The sequence below is a fragment of the Nonlabens xylanidelens genome (assembly GCF_002934445.1).
Classification (GTDB): domain Bacteria; phylum Bacteroidota; class Bacteroidia; order Flavobacteriales; family Flavobacteriaceae; genus Nonlabens; species Nonlabens xylanidelens.
This window is the reverse complement of record NZ_PTJE01000001.1, coordinates 1,077,353-1,102,076: the sequence shown is the minus strand read 5'-3', so window position 1 is coordinate 1,102,076 and position 24,724 is coordinate 1,077,353. Positions and strand designations below refer to the sequence as shown.

At 36.1% G+C, this 24,724-nt stretch carries 23 protein-coding genes; 12 read left to right on the top strand and 11 right to left on the bottom strand.

Features of this window, described 5'->3' with window-relative positions; genetic code table 11:
* Window positions 1-35 precede the first annotated feature (35 nt).
* The 3 genes from LY01_RS04930 to LY01_RS04920 all read right to left on the bottom strand — a co-directional run bounded on the left by LY01_RS04930 (window position 36) and on the right by LY01_RS04920 (window position 2,478).
* Window positions 36-1,118 (bottom strand): amidohydrolase family protein, encoded by a 1,083-nt coding sequence (locus LY01_RS04930; RefSeq protein WP_104514670.1) that lies wholly within the window; start codon window positions 1,116-1,118, stop codon window positions 36-38.
* 47 nt (window positions 1,119-1,165) lie between these two features.
* Window positions 1,166-1,582, bottom strand: coding sequence for a hypothetical protein (locus LY01_RS04925; protein WP_146080368.1), 417 nt, complete (start codon window positions 1,580-1,582; stop codon window positions 1,166-1,168).
* A gap of 110 nt (window positions 1,583-1,692) precedes the next feature.
* Window positions 1,693-2,478, bottom strand: a complete 786-nt coding sequence (locus LY01_RS04920; protein ID WP_104514668.1) for an SDR family oxidoreductase — start codon at window positions 2,476-2,478, stop codon at window positions 1,693-1,695.
* A gap of 113 nt (window positions 2,479-2,591) precedes the next feature.
* Here LY01_RS04920 and map point away from each other — a divergent pair, with 113 nt between their 5' ends.
* Complete coding sequence (gene map, locus LY01_RS04915; protein WP_104514667.1) at window positions 2,592-3,401, top strand: type I methionyl aminopeptidase; 810 nt, start codon at window positions 2,592-2,594, stop codon at window positions 3,399-3,401.
* Between the two features lie 113 nt (window positions 3,402-3,514).
* Window positions 3,515-4,279, top strand: a complete 765-nt coding sequence (locus LY01_RS04910) for a class I SAM-dependent methyltransferase (RefSeq protein ID WP_104514666.1) — start codon at window positions 3,515-3,517, stop codon at window positions 4,277-4,279.
* A gap of 64 nt (window positions 4,280-4,343) precedes the next feature.
* On the opposite strand, the gene LY01_RS04905 is transcribed toward LY01_RS04910, so the two are convergent.
* Together LY01_RS04905 and LY01_RS04900 are read right to left on the bottom strand one after the other, a co-directional pair.
* A complete protein-coding gene (locus tag LY01_RS04905; RefSeq protein ID WP_104514665.1) occupies window positions 4,344-5,393 on the bottom strand; it encodes an FAD:protein FMN transferase in 1,050 nt (349 codons plus the stop codon).
* Complete coding sequence (locus LY01_RS04900) at window positions 5,390-5,752, bottom strand: Na(+)-translocating NADH-quinone reductase subunit F (protein WP_104514664.1); 363 nt, start codon at window positions 5,750-5,752, stop codon at window positions 5,390-5,392. The genes LY01_RS04905 and LY01_RS04900 overlap by 4 nt, the downstream gene beginning before the upstream one ends.
* Before the next feature lie 144 nt (window positions 5,753-5,896).
* Between LY01_RS04900 and LY01_RS04895 the strand changes: the two genes are divergently transcribed.
* From LY01_RS04895 to LY01_RS04865, 7 genes are all read left to right on the top strand, one after another.
* Entirely contained in the window at window positions 5,897-7,342 is a 1,446-nt protein-coding gene (locus LY01_RS04895) for an aldehyde dehydrogenase (RefSeq protein WP_104514663.1), read from the top strand.
* 151 nt (window positions 7,343-7,493) lie between these two features.
* On the top strand, window positions 7,494-8,054 hold the full coding sequence (locus tag LY01_RS04890) for a transposase (RefSeq protein ID WP_104514662.1): 561 nt from the start codon (window positions 7,494-7,496) through the stop codon (window positions 8,052-8,054).
* Window positions 8,041-9,249, top strand: coding sequence for a BaiN/RdsA family NAD(P)/FAD-dependent oxidoreductase (locus tag LY01_RS04885; protein WP_245890634.1), 1,209 nt, complete (start codon window positions 8,041-8,043; stop codon window positions 9,247-9,249). The genes LY01_RS04890 and LY01_RS04885 overlap by 14 nt, the downstream gene beginning before the upstream one ends.
* A 475-nt stretch (window positions 9,250-9,724) precedes the next feature.
* Window positions 9,725-11,239, top strand: coding sequence for a 2,3-bisphosphoglycerate-independent phosphoglycerate mutase (gene gpmI / locus LY01_RS04880; protein ID WP_104514660.1), 1,515 nt, complete (start codon window positions 9,725-9,727; stop codon window positions 11,237-11,239).
* A gap of 4 nt (window positions 11,240-11,243) precedes the next feature.
* Window positions 11,244-11,852 (top strand): thioredoxin family protein, encoded by a 609-nt coding sequence (locus LY01_RS04875; protein WP_104514659.1) that lies wholly within the window; start codon window positions 11,244-11,246, stop codon window positions 11,850-11,852.
* Between the two features lie 80 nt (window positions 11,853-11,932).
* Window positions 11,933-13,003 (top strand): MauE/DoxX family redox-associated membrane protein, encoded by a 1,071-nt coding sequence (locus tag LY01_RS04870; protein ID WP_146080367.1) that lies wholly within the window; start codon window positions 11,933-11,935, stop codon window positions 13,001-13,003.
* A complete protein-coding gene (locus LY01_RS04865) occupies window positions 13,000-13,359 on the top strand; it encodes a cupin domain-containing protein (RefSeq protein ID WP_104514657.1) in 360 nt (119 codons plus the stop codon). The genes LY01_RS04870 and LY01_RS04865 overlap by 4 nt, the downstream gene beginning before the upstream one ends.
* A 29-nt stretch (window positions 13,360-13,388) precedes the next feature.
* Here LY01_RS04865 and LY01_RS04860 read toward each other — a convergent pair whose 3' ends face one another.
* Window positions 13,389-14,735 carry a hydroxymethylglutaryl-CoA reductase, degradative gene (locus LY01_RS04860; RefSeq protein ID WP_245890633.1) on the bottom strand — a complete coding sequence of 449 codons (1,347 nt, stop codon included), beginning with the start codon at window positions 14,733-14,735 and terminating at the stop codon, window positions 13,389-13,391.
* 89 nt (window positions 14,736-14,824) lie between these two features.
* Between LY01_RS04860 and LY01_RS04855 the strand changes: the two genes are divergently transcribed.
* From LY01_RS04855 to LY01_RS04845, 3 genes are all read left to right on the top strand, one after another.
* Window positions 14,825-16,978 carry a S9 family peptidase gene (locus LY01_RS04855; RefSeq protein WP_104514655.1) on the top strand — a complete coding sequence of 718 codons (2,154 nt, stop codon included), beginning with the start codon at window positions 14,825-14,827 and terminating at the stop codon, window positions 16,976-16,978.
* 36 nt (window positions 16,979-17,014) lie between these two features.
* Window positions 17,015-19,099 (top strand): peptide MFS transporter, encoded by a 2,085-nt coding sequence (locus tag LY01_RS15255; protein ID WP_104514654.1) that lies wholly within the window; start codon window positions 17,015-17,017, stop codon window positions 19,097-19,099.
* Window positions 19,100-19,182: 83 nt separating this feature from the next.
* A complete protein-coding gene (locus LY01_RS04845) occupies window positions 19,183-19,707 on the top strand; it encodes a thioredoxin family protein (protein WP_104514653.1) in 525 nt (174 codons plus the stop codon).
* On the opposite strand, the gene LY01_RS04840 is transcribed toward LY01_RS04845, so the two are convergent.
* The 5 genes from LY01_RS04840 to surE are packed head-to-tail and all read right to left on the bottom strand — an operon-like array spanning window position 19,704 to window position 24,650.
* Entirely contained in the window at window positions 19,704-21,770 is a 2,067-nt protein-coding gene (locus LY01_RS04840) for a ComEC/Rec2 family competence protein (RefSeq protein WP_104514652.1), read from the bottom strand. The genes LY01_RS04845 and LY01_RS04840 overlap by 4 nt on opposite strands.
* Window positions 21,771-21,793: 23 nt before the next feature.
* Window positions 21,794-22,459 (bottom strand): C40 family peptidase, encoded by a 666-nt coding sequence (locus tag LY01_RS04835; protein WP_245890632.1) that lies wholly within the window; start codon window positions 22,457-22,459, stop codon window positions 21,794-21,796.
* A 1-nt stretch (window position 22,460) separates the two neighbouring features.
* A complete protein-coding gene (gene lpxB, locus LY01_RS04830) occupies window positions 22,461-23,576 on the bottom strand; it encodes a lipid-A-disaccharide synthase (protein WP_104514651.1) in 1,116 nt (371 codons plus the stop codon).
* Complete coding sequence (locus tag LY01_RS04825; RefSeq protein ID WP_245890631.1) at window positions 23,573-23,878, bottom strand: hypothetical protein; 306 nt, start codon at window positions 23,876-23,878, stop codon at window positions 23,573-23,575. The genes lpxB and LY01_RS04825 overlap by 4 nt, the downstream gene beginning before the upstream one ends.
* Window positions 23,868-24,650 carry a 5'/3'-nucleotidase SurE gene (gene surE, locus LY01_RS04820; protein ID WP_104514649.1) on the bottom strand — a complete coding sequence of 261 codons (783 nt, stop codon included), beginning with the start codon at window positions 24,648-24,650 and terminating at the stop codon, window positions 23,868-23,870. Before surE ends, LY01_RS04825 begins: the two co-directional genes overlap by 11 nt.
* Between the last annotated feature and the right edge of the window lie 74 nt (window positions 24,651-24,724).

Genomic DNA, 24,724 nt, shown 5'->3' with positions numbered 1-24,724 from the left:
TTAAATTCATATCCTACATAGAGTGTTGTAAAAATCTAACTCCTTACACGTTCATAAAAAGCTTTTTTTGCTGCTTCATCACTCCCAAAAAGCCATCGTACTACATGTTCGTCCCACATATCATCTGCTTGTGCTGGAGAGATGATATCACGTTCTATAGCTAGATCAATAATTTTACCTGGATAAGAACTCTGTTTTTCACTATCCATTTCTCCCAATGGGTATGGATCATCTAGACCAACAAGAACCTGTTTTGCTCCTTGATTTTCTACCAGTAATTTTAAAGAACCGGTGTCATGCACTAGAGTATCAAAGAAAATATTAGGATGACCTACAGATTTTCTAGGATGCGTTTTTCCTTCAAATAAATCTGGTCTACCGTCGAAGCCTTGAATCCTACGTCCTAGATTCATTTGCGCTAGTTGTCCACCATGTGCAAAACATATACGCATACCAGGATATTTAAACGCATATCCATTAAGAGTTAAGAAATGATAAGCATCTGCACATTGTGCTAGCATCCATATTAAATGAAAACGCCATGATGTATTCTGTAGTTTTATAAATTTCTCACCATCATAAGGATGTATCTCTACTGCAAGATTAAGTTCACTAGCTAGCTCAAAAATAGGCTCGTTTTCTTCATCAAAAATACATCGCCACTGTCCTATAGTATCCATGTAGTGAGTAGGCAGACAAAGTAACTTCATCCCTAGAACTTTCACACAACGCTCTATTTCCCACAACGCTCCACGCACATAACCTGGGTGTACTACAAAACCACTTGTGAATTTTGAAGGATGGTCGTGCTGTATTTTTGCATTAAAATCGTTTTGAAAACGTAAAGCTTGTTTCATCTCTTCTAGACGCAAACCATTTCCATACAGCTGACTTAAATTTAAAATAACCGCGTGGTCTAGTTTATACTTATCCATCCACTCTAGCTTTTCATCTAGAAAGAAACTAGAATCAGTTACAGGACGAGACCAGCCTTTTTGCAACATATTCTTACGCTCAGGATCTACCCAAAAAATCCCTTTCTCACGCATGAAATCTGGAATTTGCTCTGGATATGGTAGTAAATGTGAGTGACCGTTAATGCGTAGTTTTTTATTCATGGCTGTTTAGTTGTATTAAATTATTAGTCTGTATGGATTTAAAATAATTACTTATTTAAAAATAACGTCTCGTTGCTAGCTTTTAACTGTCGTTGTTTTAATCTAATGTATTCGAACAGATTTTGCACTGTAGATATATTGTTATCTATTAACTCTCCTTCTGAATAAGGTGCTAATTGCAACTTTTTAGATATTCGGATCATAATTTTATCATCATCTTCGTCAGTAGAATCTACCTTTAAATCATAATACAAATCATCTTGCGGAACAATCATAATTCCGGCAACTTTAGAATATTCTTGAATTGCTTCTTTTATAATTTGTATTTCATTTCTTTTAAAACCTCGTTTGAGAAAGAACTCATAAAACTCTTCCCAAGTGACTTTCATGTTTTTCCTTTGCTCTACAGCTTCATCTATAGAATCATTAAATACCTTGTCATTATTAAAAGATTTATGCAACATAAATACTATTGCTAATACTACACTTAGAATTGTTCCTCCTATTTTTAAAGCAAAAATCAAATTAAATCTCTTTATTGTGGTTAAAAACCTACTTGATGCATAACTTCATCCTACAAACTCTTCGTCCTTCCACCATCTACCGGTAAATTAATACCGTTAATGTAGCCTGCCTTATCGCTGGCTAGAAAAGTAATCGCATTTGCCACTTCTTCTGGCGCTGCAAATCTTCTTGCTGGCACATAGTTTTTCATGATTTCGGCAGCTTGTTCTTCACTGTGTCCTGCTCTTTGTGCTTTTCCTGCAATGATTTTATCAAGTCTATCGGTTGCGGTAAATCCTGGCAATACATTATTAACCGTGATTCCAAAAGGTCCTAATTCAGTCGCCAATGTTTTTGCCCAACTTGCCACTGCTCCGCGTATCACATTAGAAACTCCTAAGAACTCTATAGGTGCTTTTACACTTGTAGAGATCACATTAATTACTCTTCCATAACCAGCTTCTTTCATTCCCGTCGCGCAGGCTTTGATCAATACTTGGTTGCATTTTACATGTTGTGTAAAGCCTTGTTCTAACGCATCAACTTCTGCATCGATTAAGAATCCTGGTGCAGGACCGCCTGTATTGTTTACTATAATATGTATAGGGTTCGCTTTCGCGAAAGCGGAAACTACATCCTCTACTTCTTTAAAATCAGAAAAGTCGGCCACAAGAAAAGCATGATCATTGCGTTTACTTGTGTCTAATTCACTAAGAACTTCTTGTAATTTATTAGGATTGCGCGCTAGCAAAATTACTCGTGCACCTGCTTGAGCAAACTGTATTGCAGTTTCTCTTCCTATTCCGGTACTGCTTCCACAAACGAGAGCAGTTTTGTCTTTTAAGTTGATATCCATCTAGCGAATTTACAGAAAAATGAGAGAAATAGACCATTGTAATACTTTTGATAACGTCTTACTTTATTGACCAATGATTTGATAATAACTACCTTTGCCACTTTCTATAGATTATGATCGTTACAAAGAATAAAGAAGAGTTAGAAATCATGCGTCGTGCGGCGTTAATGGTAAGTAAAACCTTAGGTATGATTGCTGCCGAAATTAAGCCTGGTGTAACCACGCTTAGACTAGACACACTTGCAGAGCAATACATACGTGATAATGGCGCAATCCCTGGTTTTAAAGGGTTGTACGATTGTCCTAGCACGTTGCTTATTTCTCCTAATGAAGAAGTGGTACATGGTATACCTAAAGAAGTAGCCATCAAAGAAGGTGACGTTCTTTCAATAGACTGTGGCGCTATAGTAGACGGTTTTTATGGTGATCATGCCTATACCTTTACGGTAGGTGATGTACCACAAGAAACTCAAGATTTATTAGACCGCACAAAGAACTCTCTTTATTTAGGTATAGACCAACTAAGAGTAGGAAAACGTGTAGGAGATGTAGGTTATGCGATTCAAGATTATTGTGAATCCTTCGGTTATGGAGTAGTACGTGAACTGGTAGGTCATGGATTAGGTCGAGTAATGCATGAAGATCCACAAATGCCTAATTACGGTAAACGTGGTCGCGGTAAAAAGTTTGTAGAAGGAATGACGGTTGCTATAGAGCCTATGATTAACCTAGGAACAAAAAACATAAAACACCATCCTGATGGCTGGACCATTACCACTAGAGATAAAAAACCTAGTGCACATTTTGAACACGATGTTGCTATAGTAGATGGAGAGCCTCGCTTACTAAGTACATTTGATTATATTTATGAGGTGTTAGGGATTACTTCAAATGAGGAAGATCCTTATAGGTGGAAGTCTTAAAGAGTAGAAGGAAAAAGAAATCACAGTTTTTAGCGTTGGGAAGAAGATTTCAGAACACTAAGAATAATGCGATATTAAAAACAGATTCCGCTTCAGTTGCGGAATGACAACATATGAAACGCCTCTTCAAATTCTTTCTCAACCTCATCCCTAGACCTTGGCTTATAAGTTTAAGTTACTATGTGCGTCCACTAATCGCTTGGTGGTATCGTGGTGATCGATATGAAGACCCTATCGATGGAAAAACTTTTAAGAGCTTCTTACCTTATGGTTATGAAAGTGTGCGTGAAAATGTATTATCTCCATCTACGCTTTCTTTAGAACGCCATAGATTGTTATGGCTGTACTTAAAACACAAAACCGATTTACTTACAAGACCTCAAAAGTTATTACACTTTGCTCCAGAGCAATGTTTTTATAAATTGTTCAAGGAAAGCAAAACTATAGATTACACCACAACAGACCTCAACTCTCCATTAGCTGATGTTCATGCAGATATCTGTAACCTGCCATTTGCTGATAATGAGTTTGATTTTATTCTTTGTAATCACGTTTTAGAACACATTACAGATGATCAGACAGCGATGCAAGAAATCTACCGAGTTCTTAAACCTAGCGGTACTGCGATCTTGCAAATACCATTAGAAAATGATCGAGAAGAAACCTTTGAAGACGATTCTATTACAGACCGTAAAGAACGTGCTCGCATTTTTGGACAGTACGATCACGTGCGCGTATACGGAATGGATTATTTTGAACGTCTAGATCACATAGGATTTATAGTAGACGCTGTAGATTACACTAAAGAATTAGGCGCAAAACAAGTAGATCGCTATAGACTAGCGTCTGGCGAGTTAATTCCTGTGGTAAAGAAGTAATCTCCTATTCTAAGATACCTTTTCCTCAAGAGTAGAATTAATTCTACCCTTAGAGAAATGAAAACTACTTACCAGCCTGCTTCACATAACTTTGAAAACCTGGCGTTACTTCAAAGCGTAGCAAGCCATAACCATCAGTATACATTATAACTACCTCTAGGTCTTTTAAGTTTTTCAATAATTCACGAGATTTTTCTAGTGGCATGGCCATAAAAGCTGTTGCATATCCGTCTGCTAGAGTGCAGTTGTTAGCTATTACATTCACTCCTAACACCTCACTAGGCTGTGCTTTACCTGTTATAGGGTTAACAGTGTGCACAAATTCTTGTCCGCTTTTAGGGTCTTTTTTAAACTTGCGGTAATTACCACTACCAGCCATAGCTTTATTAGACAACTCTACGACCGTAACGTAAACGCGCTCATCATGTTTTTGTTTAGGATCATCTATTCCTATAGACCATTTACCATCACGTTGTAAATTCATACCCTTAGTCACCACCTCACCGCCTACCTCTACTAGATAATCGTTAACTCCTTTTTCATCTAGTAACCGTGCCATGTAATCCACCAGTGTACCTTTGGCAATAGCATTAAACTCTAGATACATTCCTTTCTGGTCAGATTTGATATAAAAAGAATCTTTAACCGTAGTAGGTACTATAGACATTTTATAAAAACCTACATATTGTTTAAGGCTGTCTATTTTCTTTTGTGACGGTATAACCTCTTGCTCTCCATTTGCTCCAAAACCATATGCATTTACCAGATTCCCAACCGTAGGATCAAAGTATCCATCAGTCTTGCGATACACCTCTTGTGCTTGCTCAAACACCTCTTTAAAAGGTTTCCCTACCAGCACACTATCTTCTCCAGCGTTGATTCTATTTATAAGAGAACCCTTTACCCAGGTACTCATAGAATTATTGAACATAGTAATAATACTATCTACATCTTTTTCAACATTAATCTGATCGTCTGCAAATAATTTTATAGAATACGTAGTCCCTATAGCATTACCTACAAATTGTTGTGGTTCTGGGCGTACAACATCAGCTTTTTTTTCTTTACAAGAAAAAAGCAATAATAAACACGATACTAGTAAGACGTTTTTCATTTAATTTCTATTAAACCTGCAAAATTCACCACATAATCATCTTGATGATGTACAGGCATTTCATAATTACGAGAGTTAGCCAGTCCTACACCAGCATAATAAGTTCGTGCTTTATACTTTTTACCATGATCGCGCATCATATGAAGTAATTTCTCATCATAATGAACCGGATTTGCAGGATAAGTAACCGCACGTACCACAACAAAATGAAGAAATTTATCCTTTAAAGCCACAAACTGTGGATCTTTTTTAGGTTTAGAGTTAATGGATAAAAACTCATATCCCAATTCTTCCATTTCTTTCCCTACGATATTCATCGCCAGCTGGTGTAATTCCTGTTCTGATAGTGGTGTAAGCATTTTACAAAGATATAATTCATAATGTGATTAATAGTTATTGTTATACCGCTTTCGCGAAAGCGGAATCACAAAAAACCTTTTCCATATCTTTAAACTCTAAATTTCTTTATCAAAGGATATTTAAAAAACCAATTACGACACTACATGGATATTACCAACTTCATCAATAACGAAGAGCAAATTCCTTTATCAGGATTTTGGCTGGATAATTATGAACCTGCAACTGGAAAAATATATGGAGAGATTCCTAATTCAAATGAAGACGATGTAGAAAAGGCATATCAGGCAGCAAAAGCGACTTTTCCATTATGGTCGAATACTACAATTGATGAGCGTTCTAAAATCATGTTGCGCATTGCAACCCTAATTGAAGAAAACATAGAGCAACTAGCCGCTGCAGAAAGTCGTGATAATGGAAAACCTTTATGGCTGGCAAAAGCTGTGGACATACCGCGAGCGTCTTCTAACTTCAGGTTTTACGGTAATGCGATTACTCAATATGCGAGCAAATCCCATGAAAGTATAGGTAAGAACACCATAAATTATACGCTACGTAAACCTATAGGAGTCGTGGGTTGCATCTCTCCATGGAATTTGCCCTTGTATCTTTTTTCTTGGAAAATTGCTCCTGCAATTGCTGCTGGGAATTGTGTGGTTGCAAAACCTAGTGAGGTCACTCCTGCGACAGCTTACTTACTCGGCGAGATTGTAAAAAAAGCAGGATTACCAGCTGGTGTTTTAAATATAGTCCATGGAAATGGCGCCAGTTGTGGTCAGGCCATAGTCACACATCCACACATCAAGGCGATCAGTTTTACTGGCGGCACGACTACTGGAGCGCACATCGCAAGAACTGCTGCACCCATGTTTAAGAAACTGTCTCTAGAATTAGGCGGTAAGAATCCCAACCTCATCTTTGCCGACTGTGATTATGATAAAATGTTAGACACTACGGTACGATCTTCCTTTGCTAACCAAGGTCAGATATGTCTTTGTGGTAGCCGTATTTTTGTACAACAAGATATTTACGAGCGATTTAAAACAGATTTTGTCAATCGTATTAAGAAATTAACCGTAGGTCATCCAGAGCAATCTAACACCAAAGTTGGTGCTGTGGTAAGTGCTAGCCATAGAGAAAAGATTGAGGAGTATCTCGCTCTAGCAAAAGCAGAACCTAAAAATTACACCATCTTAACTGGCGGAAATCGTGTAACTGTAGCAAATTTTGAGGGCGGCTATTATCTAGAACCTACCGTTATAGAAGTAAGCTCTAACGACTGCAAATTGAACCAAGAAGAAATCTTTGGACCAGTCGTTACCATAATGCCATTTACTGATGAGGCGCACGCACTGGAACTCGCAAACGGCACTAAATATGGACTAAGCGCTACTCTATGGACTAACGACCTATCGCGAACTATGCGCATGACGCAAGAGATAGATGCAGGAATAGTATGGGTAAACACCTGGTTAAATAGAGATTTACGCACACCTTTTGGCGGTGTAAAAGACAGTGGTGTAGGTCGTGAAGGCGGTTTTGAAGCCTTAGATTTCTTTACAGAGCCTAAGAATGTTTGTATTGAGTATTAACATCGAGAATTGATTTAGACCATACCAACACAAATAGTTGGTATGTCAAATCTTAACAACACCTAAAAAACCAAAACTAATCGTAACCAACATGCCAAGTATTTCTCTTGGCATGTTTGGTGGAAATGCACGATGTATGTAACTTGCTTTTATGTACGATAAAATTGAAGGTGATAGATATTACCATATTTTCAATCAAGCAAACGGCATGATTGACATTTTTAAAGAGTCTCGCAATTACCCTTTCTTTATTAATAAGATGGAATACCATCTAACACCGGTTTGTGAGATTCTTGCTTTTTGTTTACTTAAAGATCAATTCCACATCATTCTTAAATCAAAAGAAGAGGCAGAGTCAAAAATCCTTGACGCATTTAACAACCTTCATTCTGAGTATACACAGTCTTATAACAAGGCATATAACCGATCAGGAGATTTGTTTGAAGATTCTTTTAAAAGAAAATTGATTGAATCAAATGAGTTATTAAAAAACACAATTTTACACACTCATCACCTTCCTATAGCTAGCGGCACAGTTAAGCATATCATGAGCTATCCATGGTCCTCTTATAACGAAATTATGGACAACGACATCACTTTTTTAGAACGTGACTTTGTTCTAGAATTGTTTAATGATTCTGCTAACTTTGCAGCAGCACATGAGGCTTTTAAATCAAACCCTTCTTTCATTCCTACTTTTGAGCAACAATAACTACAGCACCATAATCATAGGCGGCGGCGCAGCTGGATTTTTTACAGCAATTAATCTAGCAGAGCAATCTCAAAATCATAAAATTGCAATTTTAGAACGTGGTAAAGATGTACTTCAAAAAGTGCGTATTTCTGGAGGTGGAAGATGTAATGTCACTCACGCACAGTTTGAACCTAAACCACTATCACGCAATTACCCACGTGGCGAGAAGGAATTACTAGGACCATTTCATAGCTTTATGACCGGCGACACCATCGCCTGGTTTGAAGAGCGTGGCGTGGAATTAAAAATTGAAGAAGATGGCCGTATGTTTCCTATTTCTAACTCTTCACAAACTATTATTGATTGTTTCATCTCGCTTGCGCGAAAACATAAAATCGACATACTCACCAGTCAGAATGTAGCCTCTATAGAGAAAACAGAAAACTGGAAATTAAAAACCAAAACAGACACTTTTACAAGTAATAATCTGGTAGTAGCAGCTGGAAGTAGTCCCAAGGTCTGGCAAATGATGAGTAAACTAGACCACACAATTGTCAATGCCGTGCCTTCTCTTTTTACTTTTAATATAGTAGACAAACAGATAACAGAACTTGCAGGTGTTGCTATAGAAGCTAGTGTCACTATACCTAGTTTAAATTTAGAATCTCAAGGACCTTTATTAATTACACATTGGGGATTTTCTGGACCTGCCATTTTAAAAATGAGCGCTTGGGGTGCAAGAAAACTGCATGAAACCGATTATAAATTTGATCTAGTTATCAATTGGTTAAATTATGTATCACATCAAGAGTGTATAGAATCACTTTTTGAAAGAAGAAAAAACTCTAAAAAACAAGTTGGTAACGAGTGGTTATTTGATCTTCCTAAACGATTATGGAAACATCTAGTAAATAGCATATCACTCACAGAAAAAAACTGGGCAGATTGTTCTAACGTTGATCTTGAAAATCTAACCATACTTTTAACAGCAAGCTCTTTTTCTATTAATGGAAAAAGTACTTTTAAAGATGAGTTTGTTACCGCAGGTGGAGTTGACCTAAAAGAAATCAATTTCAAATCTTTCTCTTCTAAGAAACAAGAAAACCTTTATCTCGCTGGTGAAATCTTAAACATAGATGCCATCACAGGTGGTTTTAATTTTCAAAATGCCTGGACTGGTGGCTGGATGATTGCTAGGGCGATAAGTAAATAGATGAAGTTGAATTTCTAATTATTGAAAATTAACTTAATTATTTTAACGAAACTTATCGTAACAGTTAACCTCTTATGATCAGGAATTATAGCTAAAAGCGTTATCAATATTATTGAAAATGATAAAATTAGCATCACTACTAAAACTGATGGAGAAAGATTTGATAATTGATTCATAATAAAATTGAAGTTATAGAGTAATTAAAAGAAAAAATGTAATAACAGTACCGCCATTTCCACTAAAAAACCATACAGTTAATACTCTTAAATTCAGATACTCACTTCTAATTCAATACTACATATTAATTCCTTAATTAAGTAGTGTCATTAAAATAAGTGAAATGACTTATAATGAGATTAGATATATAATTCTTAAAATACCGCAATCGCTTTCGTAGAAATACAAGCAAACAATCATCAAAATACCATCTAGTATCCTGCGATTTTCTTAACTTAGGTGTTCAAATTTTGACACATTGAATAAGAAAACGATATTGATGATTCTCGACGGTTGGGGAATCACACAAGACCCTAAAGTAAGTGCGATAGCACAAGCTAATACTCCTTTTATAGATAGTTTATATTATAAATATCCGCACGCTACATTGCGTACTGATGGTGAACATGTAGGCCTACCAGAAGGGCAAATGGGAAACAGCGAGGTAGGACACATGAATCTAGGTGCTGGACGTATTGTGTATCAAGATCTAGCCAAAATCAATAAAGCGATCAAAGACGACACTCTTAAAGATGAGAAGGTGTTGGTGGATGCTCTCGCTTTCGCGAAAGCGAATTCTAAAAAAGTACATTTCTTAGGTTTATTATCTGACGGTGGTGTTCATGCACATATAGATCATTTAAAGGCATTACTTGATGTAGCGCAAGACATGGACGTAGAAGATGTTTTTATACATGCATTTACTGACGGTCGCGATGTAGATCCTAAAGCAGGTGCTGGTTATGTAAAAGACATTACTAATTATGTAAGCGGTACAAACGCACAACTAGCAACCATCACAGGACGTTATTTTGCTATGGATAGAGACCAGAGATGGGATCGAGTTAAAAAAACTTATGACGTGATTGTTCATGGAATGGGAACACCTACTCACGATCCTGTTGCTGCTATAGAAGAAAATTATAAAAATGATATTACTGACGAGTTTATAGAACCTATAGTAGTTCTTAATGGTACAGAACCTGCTGGACTAGTAGAAGATGGCGATGTGGTTATTTTCTTTAATTATAGAACTGATCGCGGTCGCGAATTAACACAAATGCTCTCTCAAAAAGATTTCCATGAGCAAAACACGCATGCGCTAGATCTTTACTATGTGACTATGACAAAGTATGATGACAGTTACAAGAATGTAAAAATCATCTTTGAGAAGGATAATCTTAAAAACACTTTAGGCCAGGTATTATCTGAGGATGGTAAAACCCAAATACGTATTGCCGAAACTGAAAAATATCCACATGTTACATTTTTCTTTAACGGTGGTCAGGAAGAACCTTTTCATGGAGAAAGCAGATTGATGTGTAATTCTCCTAAAGTAGCTACATACGACCTGCAACCAGAAATGTCTATAGACTGTGTTTCTAGCAGTATTATTCCAGAAATCAACAATCAAGCAGCAGATTTTATATGCCTTAATTTTGCTAATCCGGATATGGTAGGACACACTGGTTCTATGGAGGCAGCGGTAAAAGCATGTGAAGCTGTGGACGATGCAGCAAATAAAGTCATTACTGCGGCTATTGAAAATAATTACACTGTAATAGTTATTGCAGACCATGGTAACTGTGAGGTAATGCTTAATCCTGACGGATCTGTAAATACGGCTCACACGACAAATCCTGTCCCGATTATTATAGTAGATAAAGATATTAAAGAGGTGAAAGATGGAATACTAGGTGACATCGCACCTACCATCTTAAAGTTAATAGGAACACAACAACCGGTAGAAATGACTCAGAATTCCTTAATTTAGTAATATGAAAAAGATACTTATACTACTTGCTGCGGTAACACTTACTGCCTGTGGAACTCAAAAAACGGCTACTACAGCTTCTACTACTAAAACATCTATGGAAAATAAAGTAGACGAAGTGACTAAGGAACTGCCTACTATGGATGCTACAACTTCTTATCTCAAGGATGCGTCTGGAAATTTATCTGGAGAGGTTCAAAAAGATGCGTTTATGCAAGCTCCTTTTGACAAGTGGTTCAACAGTCGTCTAGCAGCATATCAACCAGATCAAGAAAGCATAGATGGTCTTAAGGTTGCTCTAGTAGATATAGAGATAAGAGCTTATATGGGAACCTGGTGTGGAGACTCTAAAAGAGAAGTACCTCAGTTCTATCATATACTAGAGGCTGCTTATTATGATCTTGATAAGGTAACTATGATTGCCGTAGACAGATCAAAATCAAAACCTACAGACCTAGTCTCTGGATATGATGTAAAACGTGTCCCTACTTTTATTTTCTATAGAGACGGAAAAGAAATAGGCCGTTATGTAGAAAGACCTAGAGAGTCGCTAGAAAAAGACATGTTAAAAATAGTTACTGGACAGGAATACAAACACTCTTACGATAACTAATAAAAACATAACAGTAATATCATAAAACGAGGAATTCATATTCCTCGTTTTTTTTATATCTTGAATTTAAATTAAAACTGTTGAATTTACATTTTTCAAATCGTTATGTCCTTAACGCCACATTAATAATTTGCTGGCTAGCAACAGCATTCTTGGGCTTTAATGGTTTTTTTAAATCTCATCAGTTCTTAACGGTTTCTTTATTAGGCATCAAAATAACTGATGTTTTTACATCCCTAATTGCCGCGTCTGTGTTTTTACTTCCGGTGGTTAGTCTATTTATCAATGTTAGAATTGCAAAATGGCTGCTTTTTATAGCCGTGGTGTTATATGTAGCACTTATTTTGTTAGACCTTCATAGACTAACACCATACATGATTGTTTATTTAGGGATATTCACATCGCTCATTTTACTTAAATACGACTCTAGTATTCTATATACTGCATTGCTAATTATAGCTTCAGGAATTTATATTTTTAGTGGTTTGCATAAGTTAAACCCAGGTTTTGTTACCCATATAGCACCTAGATTATGGTTTCATTCCTTACCTATCCATTACACAGAGACTATAGGATATACGTTTTCCATGGTAGAAATACTAAGTGGTTTATTATTGTTGATTCCGTTTACGCGCAAATTTGCCTGCATCGTAATTATAATTATGCATACCATCGTTATTTGGAAATTAGGCCCGTGGAAGCTGGACTGGAATATTATCGTTCTTCCATGGAATATCATGATGGTGATGGTACTGATATATTTGTTTAGAAAAAGCGCTTTTTCGACCTTCAGAATAGGATCTGCAAAATCGATTGTATCCCTACTAGGTATATTCTTCTGGTTACTGCCCGGACTTTCACAAATTACATGGGTTCCAGAAAATCTAAGTATGAAGCTATATTCTGGCACATCAAAAAGTGGTTACCTCGTTATCAATAAAAAAGTAGAGCAATTTGCCAATTATGATCGCATACCTGATCATGAAAAGATGTTAATCAGTTTACAGCGTTATTCTATGGAAGAACGAGGTATCGCGCTACATCCAGAGCTAGTTATTTATGATCAAATACTAGAGAATATAAAAACTAAAATTCCATATACAGACGACATTTATTACATTCACCCAGATACAATAAAAGAAAAATTATGAGCGCCATTAATCTAAAAGAAAAACTGAGTTTATTTAATGATCAGTGGACTCCTAAAATAATAGGTGAGTTAAATGGACAGCACGTAAAGCTAGCAAAACTGCAAGGTGAGTTTGTCTGGCATGACCATATTAATGAAGACGAGTTATTCTATGTTATCAAAGGTCAGTTGATTATAGAACTAAGAGACAACACCATAACCCTTAATGAAGGCGACCTGTATATTGTACCTCGCGGAGTAGAGCACAAACCTATTGCACATGAAGAAGTACACATCATGTTATTTGAACCAGCAGTTATAAAACATACTGGCGACGTACAACATGAAATAACTAAAGAAAAACTAGACTGGATTTAATACTATCAGGCTATAGATAGAAAACTTATCTAACTTCTTAATACTAACAGACTTTCTCTTAACGCAGAAAAACTAGGGGTTTTATCAGCATATTCTTTGCGCAACAAATCCTTTTCTACATCTGTTGCTCCTATTTGTTCTAGCATATTAACCAGATGCATTTTCATGTGTCCTGCCTGTATACCGGTAGTAACAAGAGAATGAAGAGCTGCAAAGTTTTGAGCCAATCCTGCCACAGCAGTTACTTTCATTAAATGCTCTGCACTTGGGTTTTCTAATATCTGCAACGCAAGTTTAGAGAGTGGATGTAAAGAAGTGAGTCCACCTACAGTTCCTAGCGCTAGAGGGAAATCTGCCTCAAAAATAAAGGTATCGTTCTCAACTCTAGCTTTAGTAAGACTGCGGTACTGACCATCTCTCGCTGCATAAGCATGCACACCAGCCTCTACCGCTCTAAAATCATTTCCTGTAGCAATAACCACAGCATCTATACCGTTCATGATTCCTTTATTATGCGTGACAGCACGATAAGGTTCTACCGTTGCGATATCTACCGCTTGTACAAATTTTCTAGCAAATTCTTTTCCCGTTACTCCATTGATAGTCCCTATCTCATCTATTTTACAAGACACAGAAACATTCACCACACATTCTGGCACATAGTTACTCAATATACTCATGATAACCTCTGGTACATCGCTAGAGAATCCATCAAATTGAGATGCTTTTAATCTAAAAGTAGTTGCTAGTTGCTCTAGCGTGGTGTTTATAAAATTGGCTCCCATTGCATCTTTGGTTTCAAAGGTTGCGTGCAATTGGTAATAACCTTTTAGGTTTTTGGTCTTATCGATTAAATCTAGAGAGACTATACCGCCACCACGTTTTTTCATCGAGGCGTTTATTTGTTCTAGAGATTGTAGTAATTCCGCTTTCGCGAAAGCATAAAAAGCATCCATCTCACTGCTCAAACCATGATACATCAAATGTACCTGCCCTACCTTTTTAGTTCCTTTTATCACGGTTTTAAAACCACCACGATCCATCCAAAATTTAGCGGCTTTACTAGCCGCAGCCACCACACTACTCTCCTCTATCGCCATAGGAATAGTGACCAGCTGGCCATCAATCTTAAAGTTAGGAGCCAGCCCAAATGGGAAGTAATAGTTAGTCACCGTATTCTCACTGAAACCGTCGTGTAGATCTTGTAATTTCTGATCTTCATTCCAGTATTGGGTTAGCGTTTCTCTAGCCGTAGCATTATCATTTAAATGATTAGTAACAAGCCAATCTATTTTTTGTGATTTTGAGAGTTTTGAGAATCCGGTAACAGGTTGCATAAAATATAATTGAATGGCAAAGATACAATCGTTATGCATAATTCCCTTATATAGGATAATTGCCCAAACCGTAGCTTTATTGGTGTATTTTTTGTAAAATTGAGGTCACACGTAATTAAAACTAAGGAATGATCAAAAACTGCATGCTTTTATTGGCTTTTATATTTGTAAGTCAAAGCATTACCGCACAGAAAAACATTAGTGTAGAAGATATTTACAGAGGTGAATTTCGCACACAAGGGCTACAGTCTCTAGCGTCTTTAAACAATGGAACAGAATATTTAGTTCTCAACTATAATAGAGATCGTACTCAAACTATAGATAAGTACAGTTATACAACTGGTGAAAAAACTGGAACTCTAGTAAGTAGCTCTGATATTCAATTACCTATACGTGACTATATTTTAAGTAGTGATGAGAAACAAATGATGATTATTTCTGAAAGTTCTCAAATTTTCAGACGTAGTTCTAATGATAAAGTTCATATTCTTAATTTAGAAACTAAAGAGTTGACCTCTTTAAGTGATGATCTAGTTAGAAGTCCTTCTTTTTCTCCTGACGGTAAAAAGGTAGCATATGTTTTTGAAAACAATATTTACTATAAAAATCTAGAAAGCGGCGCTGTTATACAAGCTACTACAGATGGTGTAACAAATAAACTTATTAATGGTGTTACTGACTGGGTTTATGAAGAAGAGTTTGCTATAGTAAAAGCTTATGAGTGGAGTCCTAATAGTGAGCAAATTGCTTTTATATCTTTTGACGAAAGTGCTGTTCCAGAATTCTCTATGGATGTTTATGGTAACGAATTGTACCAAAAACCATATGTTTTTAAATACCCTAAGGCTGGAGAAAAAAATGCTGTAGTTGCTTTACACCAGTTTACACTATCTACTGGAGCAAGAAAAGAAGTTGCACTAGGTCGTAATGAAGAATTTTACATTGCTAGAATAAACTATTCACCTAACGGTAAACTAGCTGCGCAGGTTTTAAATAGACATCAAAATGTGCTAGACTTTTACTATGTAGATGCAAGTGGTAAAGCGAGTATCGCTTTTACTGAAAAGGACACTGCATACGTAGATGTAACTGACGACCTTACTTTCTTAAAAGATGGAAGTTTCTTATGGACTAGTGAAAAGGATAACTGGAGACACATCTATCTTTATGATGCAAATGGTACGGAGAAAAAACAACTAACTAAAGGTAACTGGGATGTTACCTCTTACTACGGTTATGATGCAAAATCAAAACGCATCTATTTTCAAAGTACTGAAGATGGTTCTATAAATAGAGGTATTTACTCTATCTCTTTAAAAGGTAAGAAAAAGAAAAAACTATCTGCTCAAATAGGAACTAACAGTGCTTCTTTTAGTAAAAACTTTACTTACTTTATCAATACTTTTTCTAGCGCTACTACTCCACCGGTGTATACTTTGAACAATGCAAAGGATGGTAAAAAGGTGCGTGAAATTAAAAACAATAATGATCTTACTACAAAGCTTAGTAATTACCAGGTAGCACAAAAGGAGTTCTCTACCATTAATATTAATGGAAACGACTTGAATATGTGGACTATGAAGCCTAAAGACTTTGACCCTAACAAGACGTATCCATTATTCATGACTCAATACAGTGGTCCTGGATCACAATCTGTAGCAAATAGCTGGTATGGAGCAAATGACTTCTGGTACAGTATGCTTGCAAACGAGGGTTACATCGTTGTTTGTGTAGACCCACGTGGTACAGGTTTTAAAGGAGCAGACTTTAAAAAAGTTACTCAAAAAGAATTAGGTAAATATGAAGTAGAAGATCAAATCGCTGCTGCAAAACAACTAGGTTCTATGGATTATGTAGATGCCAGCCGCGTAGGAATATGGGGATGGTCTTATGGTGGCTTTATGAGTTCTAACTGTTTATTAAAAGGTAATGACACTTTTAGTATGGCGATTGCAGTTGCACCAGTGACTAACTGGAGGTTTTACGATTCTATCTATACAGAACGTTACATGACTACACCACAAGAAAACGCAAGTGGTTATGATGATAACAGTCCTATAAACCATGTAGATAAGTTAAAAGGGAAATATCTTTTAGTACACGGTACTGCAGACGATAATGTGCATGTTCAAAACACCATGAGAATGGTAGAAGCACTTGTGCAGGCTGACAAGCAATTTGACTGGGCTATTTATCCAGATAAAAACCACGGTATTTACGGTGGTAACACTAGAATACACTTGTACAACAAGATGACTAATTTTATCAAAGAGAATTTATAATAACAATCAACTCAACTATAAACATAAACTATACATATGGAATTTAAATTCAACGGTTCTGCCGCAAATCAAAAGACCATTCTAGATCACCCAGCTGGTCTATTTGTTCTGTTTTTCACAGAAATGTGGGAACGTTTCTCCTATTACGGGATGAGAGCTTTATTAGTTCTTTTTCTTACCGCATCCTTATTAAATGAAGGTTGGGGATGGGAAAGAGCAGATGCTTTAACACTGTATGGTTTTTATACAGGACTAGTTTATTTGACACCGATTATAGGTGGGTTTTTAGCTGACAAGTTTTTCGGTTTTAGAAAAGCCGTAGTTATAGGTGCTTTAATCATGACTTTAGGGCATGCAGCAATGGCTATAGAAACGGTAAGCTTTACCTATTTAGGTCTTGCTCTATTGATTTTAGGTAACGGTTTATTTAAGCCGAATATCTCTTCTATAGTAGGTAATCTATACAAATCTCAAGGAAAAGAAAAAGATGCAGGTTATACTATATTTTATATGGGTATTAACGCAGGTGCATTCTTAGGTATTCTTTTATGTGGTTACTTAGGAGAGAAATTTGGATGGAATTACGGTTTTGGTCTTGCAGGAATATTTATGTTCTTAGGAATGTTACAATTCTATTTTGTACAAAAGATATTTGGTAGAATAGGATTATCACCACAAGGAACTCAAGATTTTGATGACGCTGTAGAAGACTCATTAGAAGAAACTGAAGATGCGATAGAAGACGTAGTAGAAGAAGCTAAGAAAAACAAAGTATCACGTGATAGAATTATAGTAATAGGTGTACTTGCCTTTTTTACAATTTTCTTCTGGATGGCATTTGAACAAGCTGGTGGATCCATGACCATTTTTGCAGGTGATTATACAGACCGTGTATTAACCGGTGGTGCTGCAAGTGCGTTTACTATCATAAACACAATTCTAGTAATTGTGCCTTTGATTATCGTTACATGGGTACTGGCTATGTTGTGTAAACAAATTATGAAAGACTATCCTCTTTCTAGCATCATGCTTATCGCTAGTTTTATAACCATATGGGCGATTGCTATTTTTGTTATAAAGAACGATTTTGACACTAAATCTTACCAAGTTTCTTATGTAGATGATAACGGAAATTCTAGAGTTACTAAAATTCTTACCACTCAAGATTTTGAAATAGGTTCTCAAACAGGAATTAGTGTAGGTAGCGGACTAGATCTTTACTTTGCTGACGACAAGAAAAACGAATCAAATATTCAAAACGGTAACTACATAGTAAATGCTAAGAATGATTCTATAGGTATGATAAGAAAAGGTGTTATAACTAAATTTGAAGCACGTTCTAAAAAAGGATTATTCTGGAAAGATGCTGAGTATGCTATAGTAGAATACACAGATGCAAAAGGAGTAAAACAATCTACAGATATTTTCTTAGGTGATACTTACTTAAAAGAAGGAGAGTACAATGAACTTAGTGACGAAGAAAAGAAAGAGAACAAACTTATGAAAGTAGGTAATCCTTACAACCTTCTTCTAGCTCAAGGAGTTGGTTTTTCTGACGAAAGCGCTACTAAAGGAACATTAACTAAAATTAATGAGAACGAAGTAGAAATAGGAGCATCATGGTTTGGTATCCTCAACTCTTTCTTCATTATTGCATTTGCACCAGTATTCTCGAGAATATGGGAATCTAAAATGAATCCTTCTGGACCAGTAAAATTTGCCATCGGTTTGATACTTCTAGGAATAGGTTTTGGAGCTCTTGCTTATGGTTCTATGGACATACCACAAGGTGCAAAAACAGCATCAGTAAGTATTTTATGGCTTATTCTAGCTTACTTATTCCATACACTAGGAGAACTATGCGTCTCTCCAGTAGGACTATCTTATGTAAGTAAACTAGCACCAGTTAAATTGATGAGTTTAATGTTCGGTATATGGTTTGTTGCAAACTTTATTGCTAACACTCTTGCAGGGCTTTCAGGTAGTTTCATTGACTCTATTTCTGAGCAATATGGACTATCAACTTTCTTCATGATTTTTACGTTATTACCTATAGGTGCTGGAATAGTCATGTTATTGATCAAACCTATTTTGATCAAAAAAATGCACGGAATCAGATAATAAATTTGTTCCAACATATTTTTAACACAAAACGCACCATAACGGTGCGTTTTTTGCGTTGATAGATTTTGTAACTTTACCTTATGAAATTATTCCCTATCGTATTTCTATTGTTTTCGGCACTTGGTTTTTCTCAAGTAAACTGGATGACCATGAACGAGGCATTAGAAGCTCAGCAAAAAGAACCTCGCAAGATTTTAATGAAGTCCTACACAGACTGGTGTCCTAATTGTAAATGGATGGATAAGTACGCTTTCGCGAAAGCGGACATAGCCACCTACATCAATGAGAATTATTACCCTGTGAAATTTAATGCTGAAGGAACAGAAGTAATCAATTACAAAGGAGCTACTTATGCAAATCCCTTTAAGAAACGTAATGATAGAGCACAACATCAATTTGCAGAGTTTATAAGAATATTTGAATATCCTACCTTAGTTTTCTTTGACGAGAAAGGGACGATTATTAACCCAGTACCAGGTAAATTAGATTCAAAAAAGCTAGAGATTTACATCACTATGCTGTCTGACGAGACATACAGATCTATCAATACAGGTAAAAAATGGAGTGATTACCAGCGTGACTTTAAGTATAAACTACAAGATTAATTAATCTCTACCGCTCCTACTTCATAAGTATTGAGCAATTCTACCTTGTTCTTATCACAGGTGACTTTCCAAGCATCTACTACATTACGGTAGTTAGAGCCGTCTGCTATAATAAGTTTTGGACTTAAATCTAGAATAAGTCTTTCTAGATTAATTTTAGGAGAGTGCGAGAGCAGTATAGTCGCATTCTTAATGTTGGTATTATACAAGCTGTTTTCATCTACAACTATGAGCTGAGCACCTTTATAGCTCATCAAATTTTTAAGAGAATCTAGCACTAATGTTTTACCACGATTATTCTCGATCGCTTTTAATCTCTCTAGACTATTCACAGCCCGTATAGAGTCCATTACATGTAAATCTGTATAGAGCACAGCGTTATTCTTATTACTAATACTTACAGCGCTTCCTGTTGCTTGATGTAACACCAGGAATTGATTCGCTCCAGAGGAGTAAGATTTATAGCCTTTTAAACCAAATAACAGTATTAAGGAAGCCATACATAGGTGTAACATCCAATTAGGTTTTTTGAGATAGAAACGCTCTCTTTTACTTCTTTTAAAATAAGGCAGTAGAAATAGAATCGCACTAAATAATGCTACATAAGACAAAACCGTTTCCCATAAAGAAACATGCACCTCTTTAATGATGAATGCATCCCAAGAACTTATTCTAGCTACGGTTTCTATTATAAATTCTAAAACTGTATTTAAAGAGGCAGTAAGCCATCCAGTAGGGAAATCTATTAATAATAAAAGTATAAGTAATAAGGACGCACCGATGATAAATGGTAGTAATGGCAGCAACATCATATTACCTAGAATAAACAGACCTGGAAACTGATGGAAATAAAACAAACTTATTCCTGCAACACCTATTTGAGCAGCTAGAGTAACTGTAAAGATATTCCATAAGAAATCCTTGACCTTATTGCGCCATGTCCATAACCCTGCAATGACTGGCTGAATTAACACTATAGAAAAGACCGCCATATAGCTTAACTGAAAACCTACCTGAAACAACAATCTAGGATCATACAACAAAAGCACAAATGCACATAATGTAAGACTGTGATAAACTGATCCATTACGTTTAAGATTCATACCGACAGCTACAAAAGAAAACATAGTTACAGCTCGCATAATAGATGGAGACATACCTGTAAGTAATGCAAATGCCCATAATAGTAAAATTAGAACAGTACTCTGTATCCAGCGGCCATACTTTAATCTTAAAAGTCGTCTAGTCAGAAATCTTAAAATCAATAATATGATACCCACGTGTAGGCCACTCAATGCTAGTATATGGATAACGCCTGCATCTCTAAAACTTTTAGTCACCTCTGGGTCTACGTTTTGTCGCTGTCCTAAAACTAATGCCTCTATCATAGCTTTAGGTCTATCTCTCAGACCAGACTCAGCTAATTCGGTTAAAATAGTTTTACGTAATCGTAATAAGAAACTTAAATCTCCTTCTCCACTAGTATAACTTAAAATTCGAGGTTTATCCACGTACACCTGACCATAAACGTCTATAGATTTTAAATAATTCCTGTAATCAAAGTCGCCAGGGTTACGAGCAAATGCAGGTAAATTCACATCGTCATAAACGGTGAGTCGATCACCTACTTTGTACCCCAGACTATCTGATCTTTTAAATAATACAAGAGTATTACCTGAAACTGCTTCTTGATCTAGTGCAATGACCTGAGCATAAAATCGGTCGTTAAATTTATTGGGTGTTAGACGTTGAGATAGCTTTAATTGTAGGACATGATCCTGACCTTGCGTTTGCTTTTGTATAAAATGATTTGTACTTATTTCATTTTGAAAATATAAATGTGCTCCACCTATAAAAAAGAAAAAACTATAAACGGAAAGAGCAAAAACAACCTTGAAACCAAAAGAAAACTTACCTATCACCAATACTGTAATGGCACAAAATACAGCACCACAAATGGCATAAATAAAAAGCGTAGGATCTATTTCTATGAATCTAGCAAATAAGATTCCAGCAATGAGAAACAATAAAATTCTGTAAAAAGGATAGTCTAGCCAGCGCATGACTAAATATAGTTAAACTATTTTTATTCTATCCTACCTGCTCTAAGAAAGGCATTTAGCCAGTATGCTTCATTAAGTGTAGAGGTCATAACGCCACGAGATGTTGTAGAATGTATAAACTCAATTTCTCCAGGCGTCACCCTTGTTATTAAGGCTACATGATTTACCTGACGTTTATTTCTGCCAGTTGCAAAGAATAAAAAATCTCCTTTTCTCACCTCATCGAGGTCCATTTCTTGGGCAGTAGCATACATAGAGCGGCTGGTACGTGGCACCGTTTTACCTGCCTCTTTAAATGCGGTACATATAAGACCACTGCAGTCCATTCCTTTTCTAGTTGTACCACCATAACGGTACTTCACACCTTTATAATCCATCGCATTATCAATTACCTCATCAATAAATGATGTGCTCTCTTCATAAGGTTTTTGATCTGGCTCTTCTGTAAAAGAAAATTCCTTTTCAGGTGTCTTAACAATCATCGTACGCGCCGGTCTCGCAGTAGCAGGTTTTTCCTTTTTAATTGATGTTCTAGCGGCTTCTCTTTTTGTAGTAACCACTTTAGGTTTAGAGCTACCACATGAGGTTAAACCTAAAAACAAAAGAGTTAATAATGAAAATGAAACTATGTGAATAGAACGATTTTTATTTAGGTCTTGCTTTCGCGAAAGCGGAATACTTACATTCATATTACTTCTTAATATCTTTATAGATCAAACTAGCTGTGTTCTCACTCGCACCTATACCACCTAATTTTTTTTCTAACTCATAGTAATCAGCAAAAATGCGATTGCGTTGCGTAGGGTCTAAAATAGCGTCCAGTTCTTGCTTAAGTTTTCTTTTATTAAATTCTCCCTGAATAAGCTCTGTCACCACTGGCTCATCCATAATTAGGTTAACTAGAGAAATGTAATCTAGTTTCACGATTCTTTTTGCAATCTGGTAACTGATGGAACTACCCTTATAACAAACCACTTGTGGCACTTTAAAAAGAGCTGTTTCTAAAGTTGCGGTACCAGAGGTTACTAACGCTGCATGACACAAACTCATTAAATCATAAGTACGATTCATGACTAGGGTTACTGGATAGTTTTTTAAATAGGTACTATAAAAAGACTCGTCCTGACCAGGTGCACCAGCAATGATGAATTGGTAATCTGGATACTGATCTACCATCTCTAACATAACACTAAGCATTTTTTTAATCTCTTGCTTGCGACTACCTGGCAATAACGCGATAAGCGGCCTGTCATCTAGATTATAAGTGGCAAGAAATTTAATATGATCTACAGGCTCTCTTTGAGAAATGGCATCTATTAAAGGATGACCTACAAAGTGAACTGGAAACTGATGTTTCTGCTCATAGAAATCTTTTTCAAAAGGCAGAATCACGTACATCTCATCTACATCATTTTTTATCGCAGTGATGCGACCTTCTTTCCATGCCCATATTTGTGGAGATATATAATAGTGATTGCGGTAACCTTTAAGTTTTGCCCATTTCATAATCCTGAAATTAAATCCAGGATAATCTATATAGATAATAACATCGGGCTTAAACTCTTCAATATCTCTTTTACAGATACCTATGTTTTTAAGTATAGTCTTGAGATTACTCAACACCTCTACAAAACCCATAAAAGCGAGCTCTTTATAATGCTTAACAAGTTTACCGCCTTGAGCCTCCATCAAATCTCCACCCCAAAATTGAAATTGAGCCTCTGGATCTTTCTTCTTAAGCTCTTGCATAAGTAAAGATCCATGAAGATCTCCACTTGCCTCGCCTGCTATTAAATAGTATTTCATAGAATAAAATTAAACATTAAACCTGCAATACCTGCTAACATAGTAGCCATTACAACACCACGCGCCTCATATTCCTGAATTGGCTTTTTAAACTTTCCTATTTTTCCAGTCAAGAAAAAGAAGAATAAAACTAAATTAAAAATCGCACCTAGTACAATTAATTTACCTAAAAAACCTTCTCTATAACCATCTACTAGAGCTTCTTCAAACTCATAAGGTGTTATGAGAATAATATATAAGTAGGTGCCTATAGCGTTTGCTATAAGACCCATAATAAACCCTTTTAATATTCTACTTGCCAAAATCCCATGTATTAAGTTCTCCTATATAATGATGTGCGGTAAGATCATATTGTGTAGGGACTATAGAAATGTAATTATTATCTAGTGCCCACTCGTCTGTATCTTCTCCTTTGTCGTCATTTACAAATTTACCTGTAAGCCAGTAATAATCTTTACCATAAGGATTTGTACGTTTATCAAACTCTTCTACCCAGTAAGCATTTGCCTGACGGCATATCTTGACTCCTTTGATTTCTTCCTTTGTAGCCTTAGGTATGTTTACATTAAAGATAACACCTCTAGCCATTCCTTTTTCTAGTACTTGCTCAATAATTTGTTTTACATAATCTCTAGATTGAGAGAAGTCTGCATCATGATCATAATCACATAGAGAAAACCCTATGGCCGGAATACCTTCTATACCTGCCTCCATAGCAGCACTCATGGTACCACTATAAATCACGTTAATAGCACTATTGCTACCATGGTTAATACCGCTAATACATAAATCTGGTTTGCGATCTAAAATCTCATGGCTAGCCATTTTTACACAATCTACTGGTGTACCACTAGTTGTATATTCTTTATGATCATAGTCATGCTGTAGGAATTCTTTTACATAAAGTGTGTCGTTTATAGTTATTGCGTGTCCCATAGCACTTTGTGGACTATCTGGTGCAACCACTACTACATCGCCTAGTTCTCTAGCAATACTTATTAACGTCCTGATTCCCTTTGCGGTAATACCATCATCATTAGTAACAAGGATGAGTGGTTTCTTTTTATTTTCCATAAGATTTTTAAGGTGGTTAAAATTAAGTAAATTAGCCGAACCATGTGATATTCTTGCCTTACTTTAACCATCTT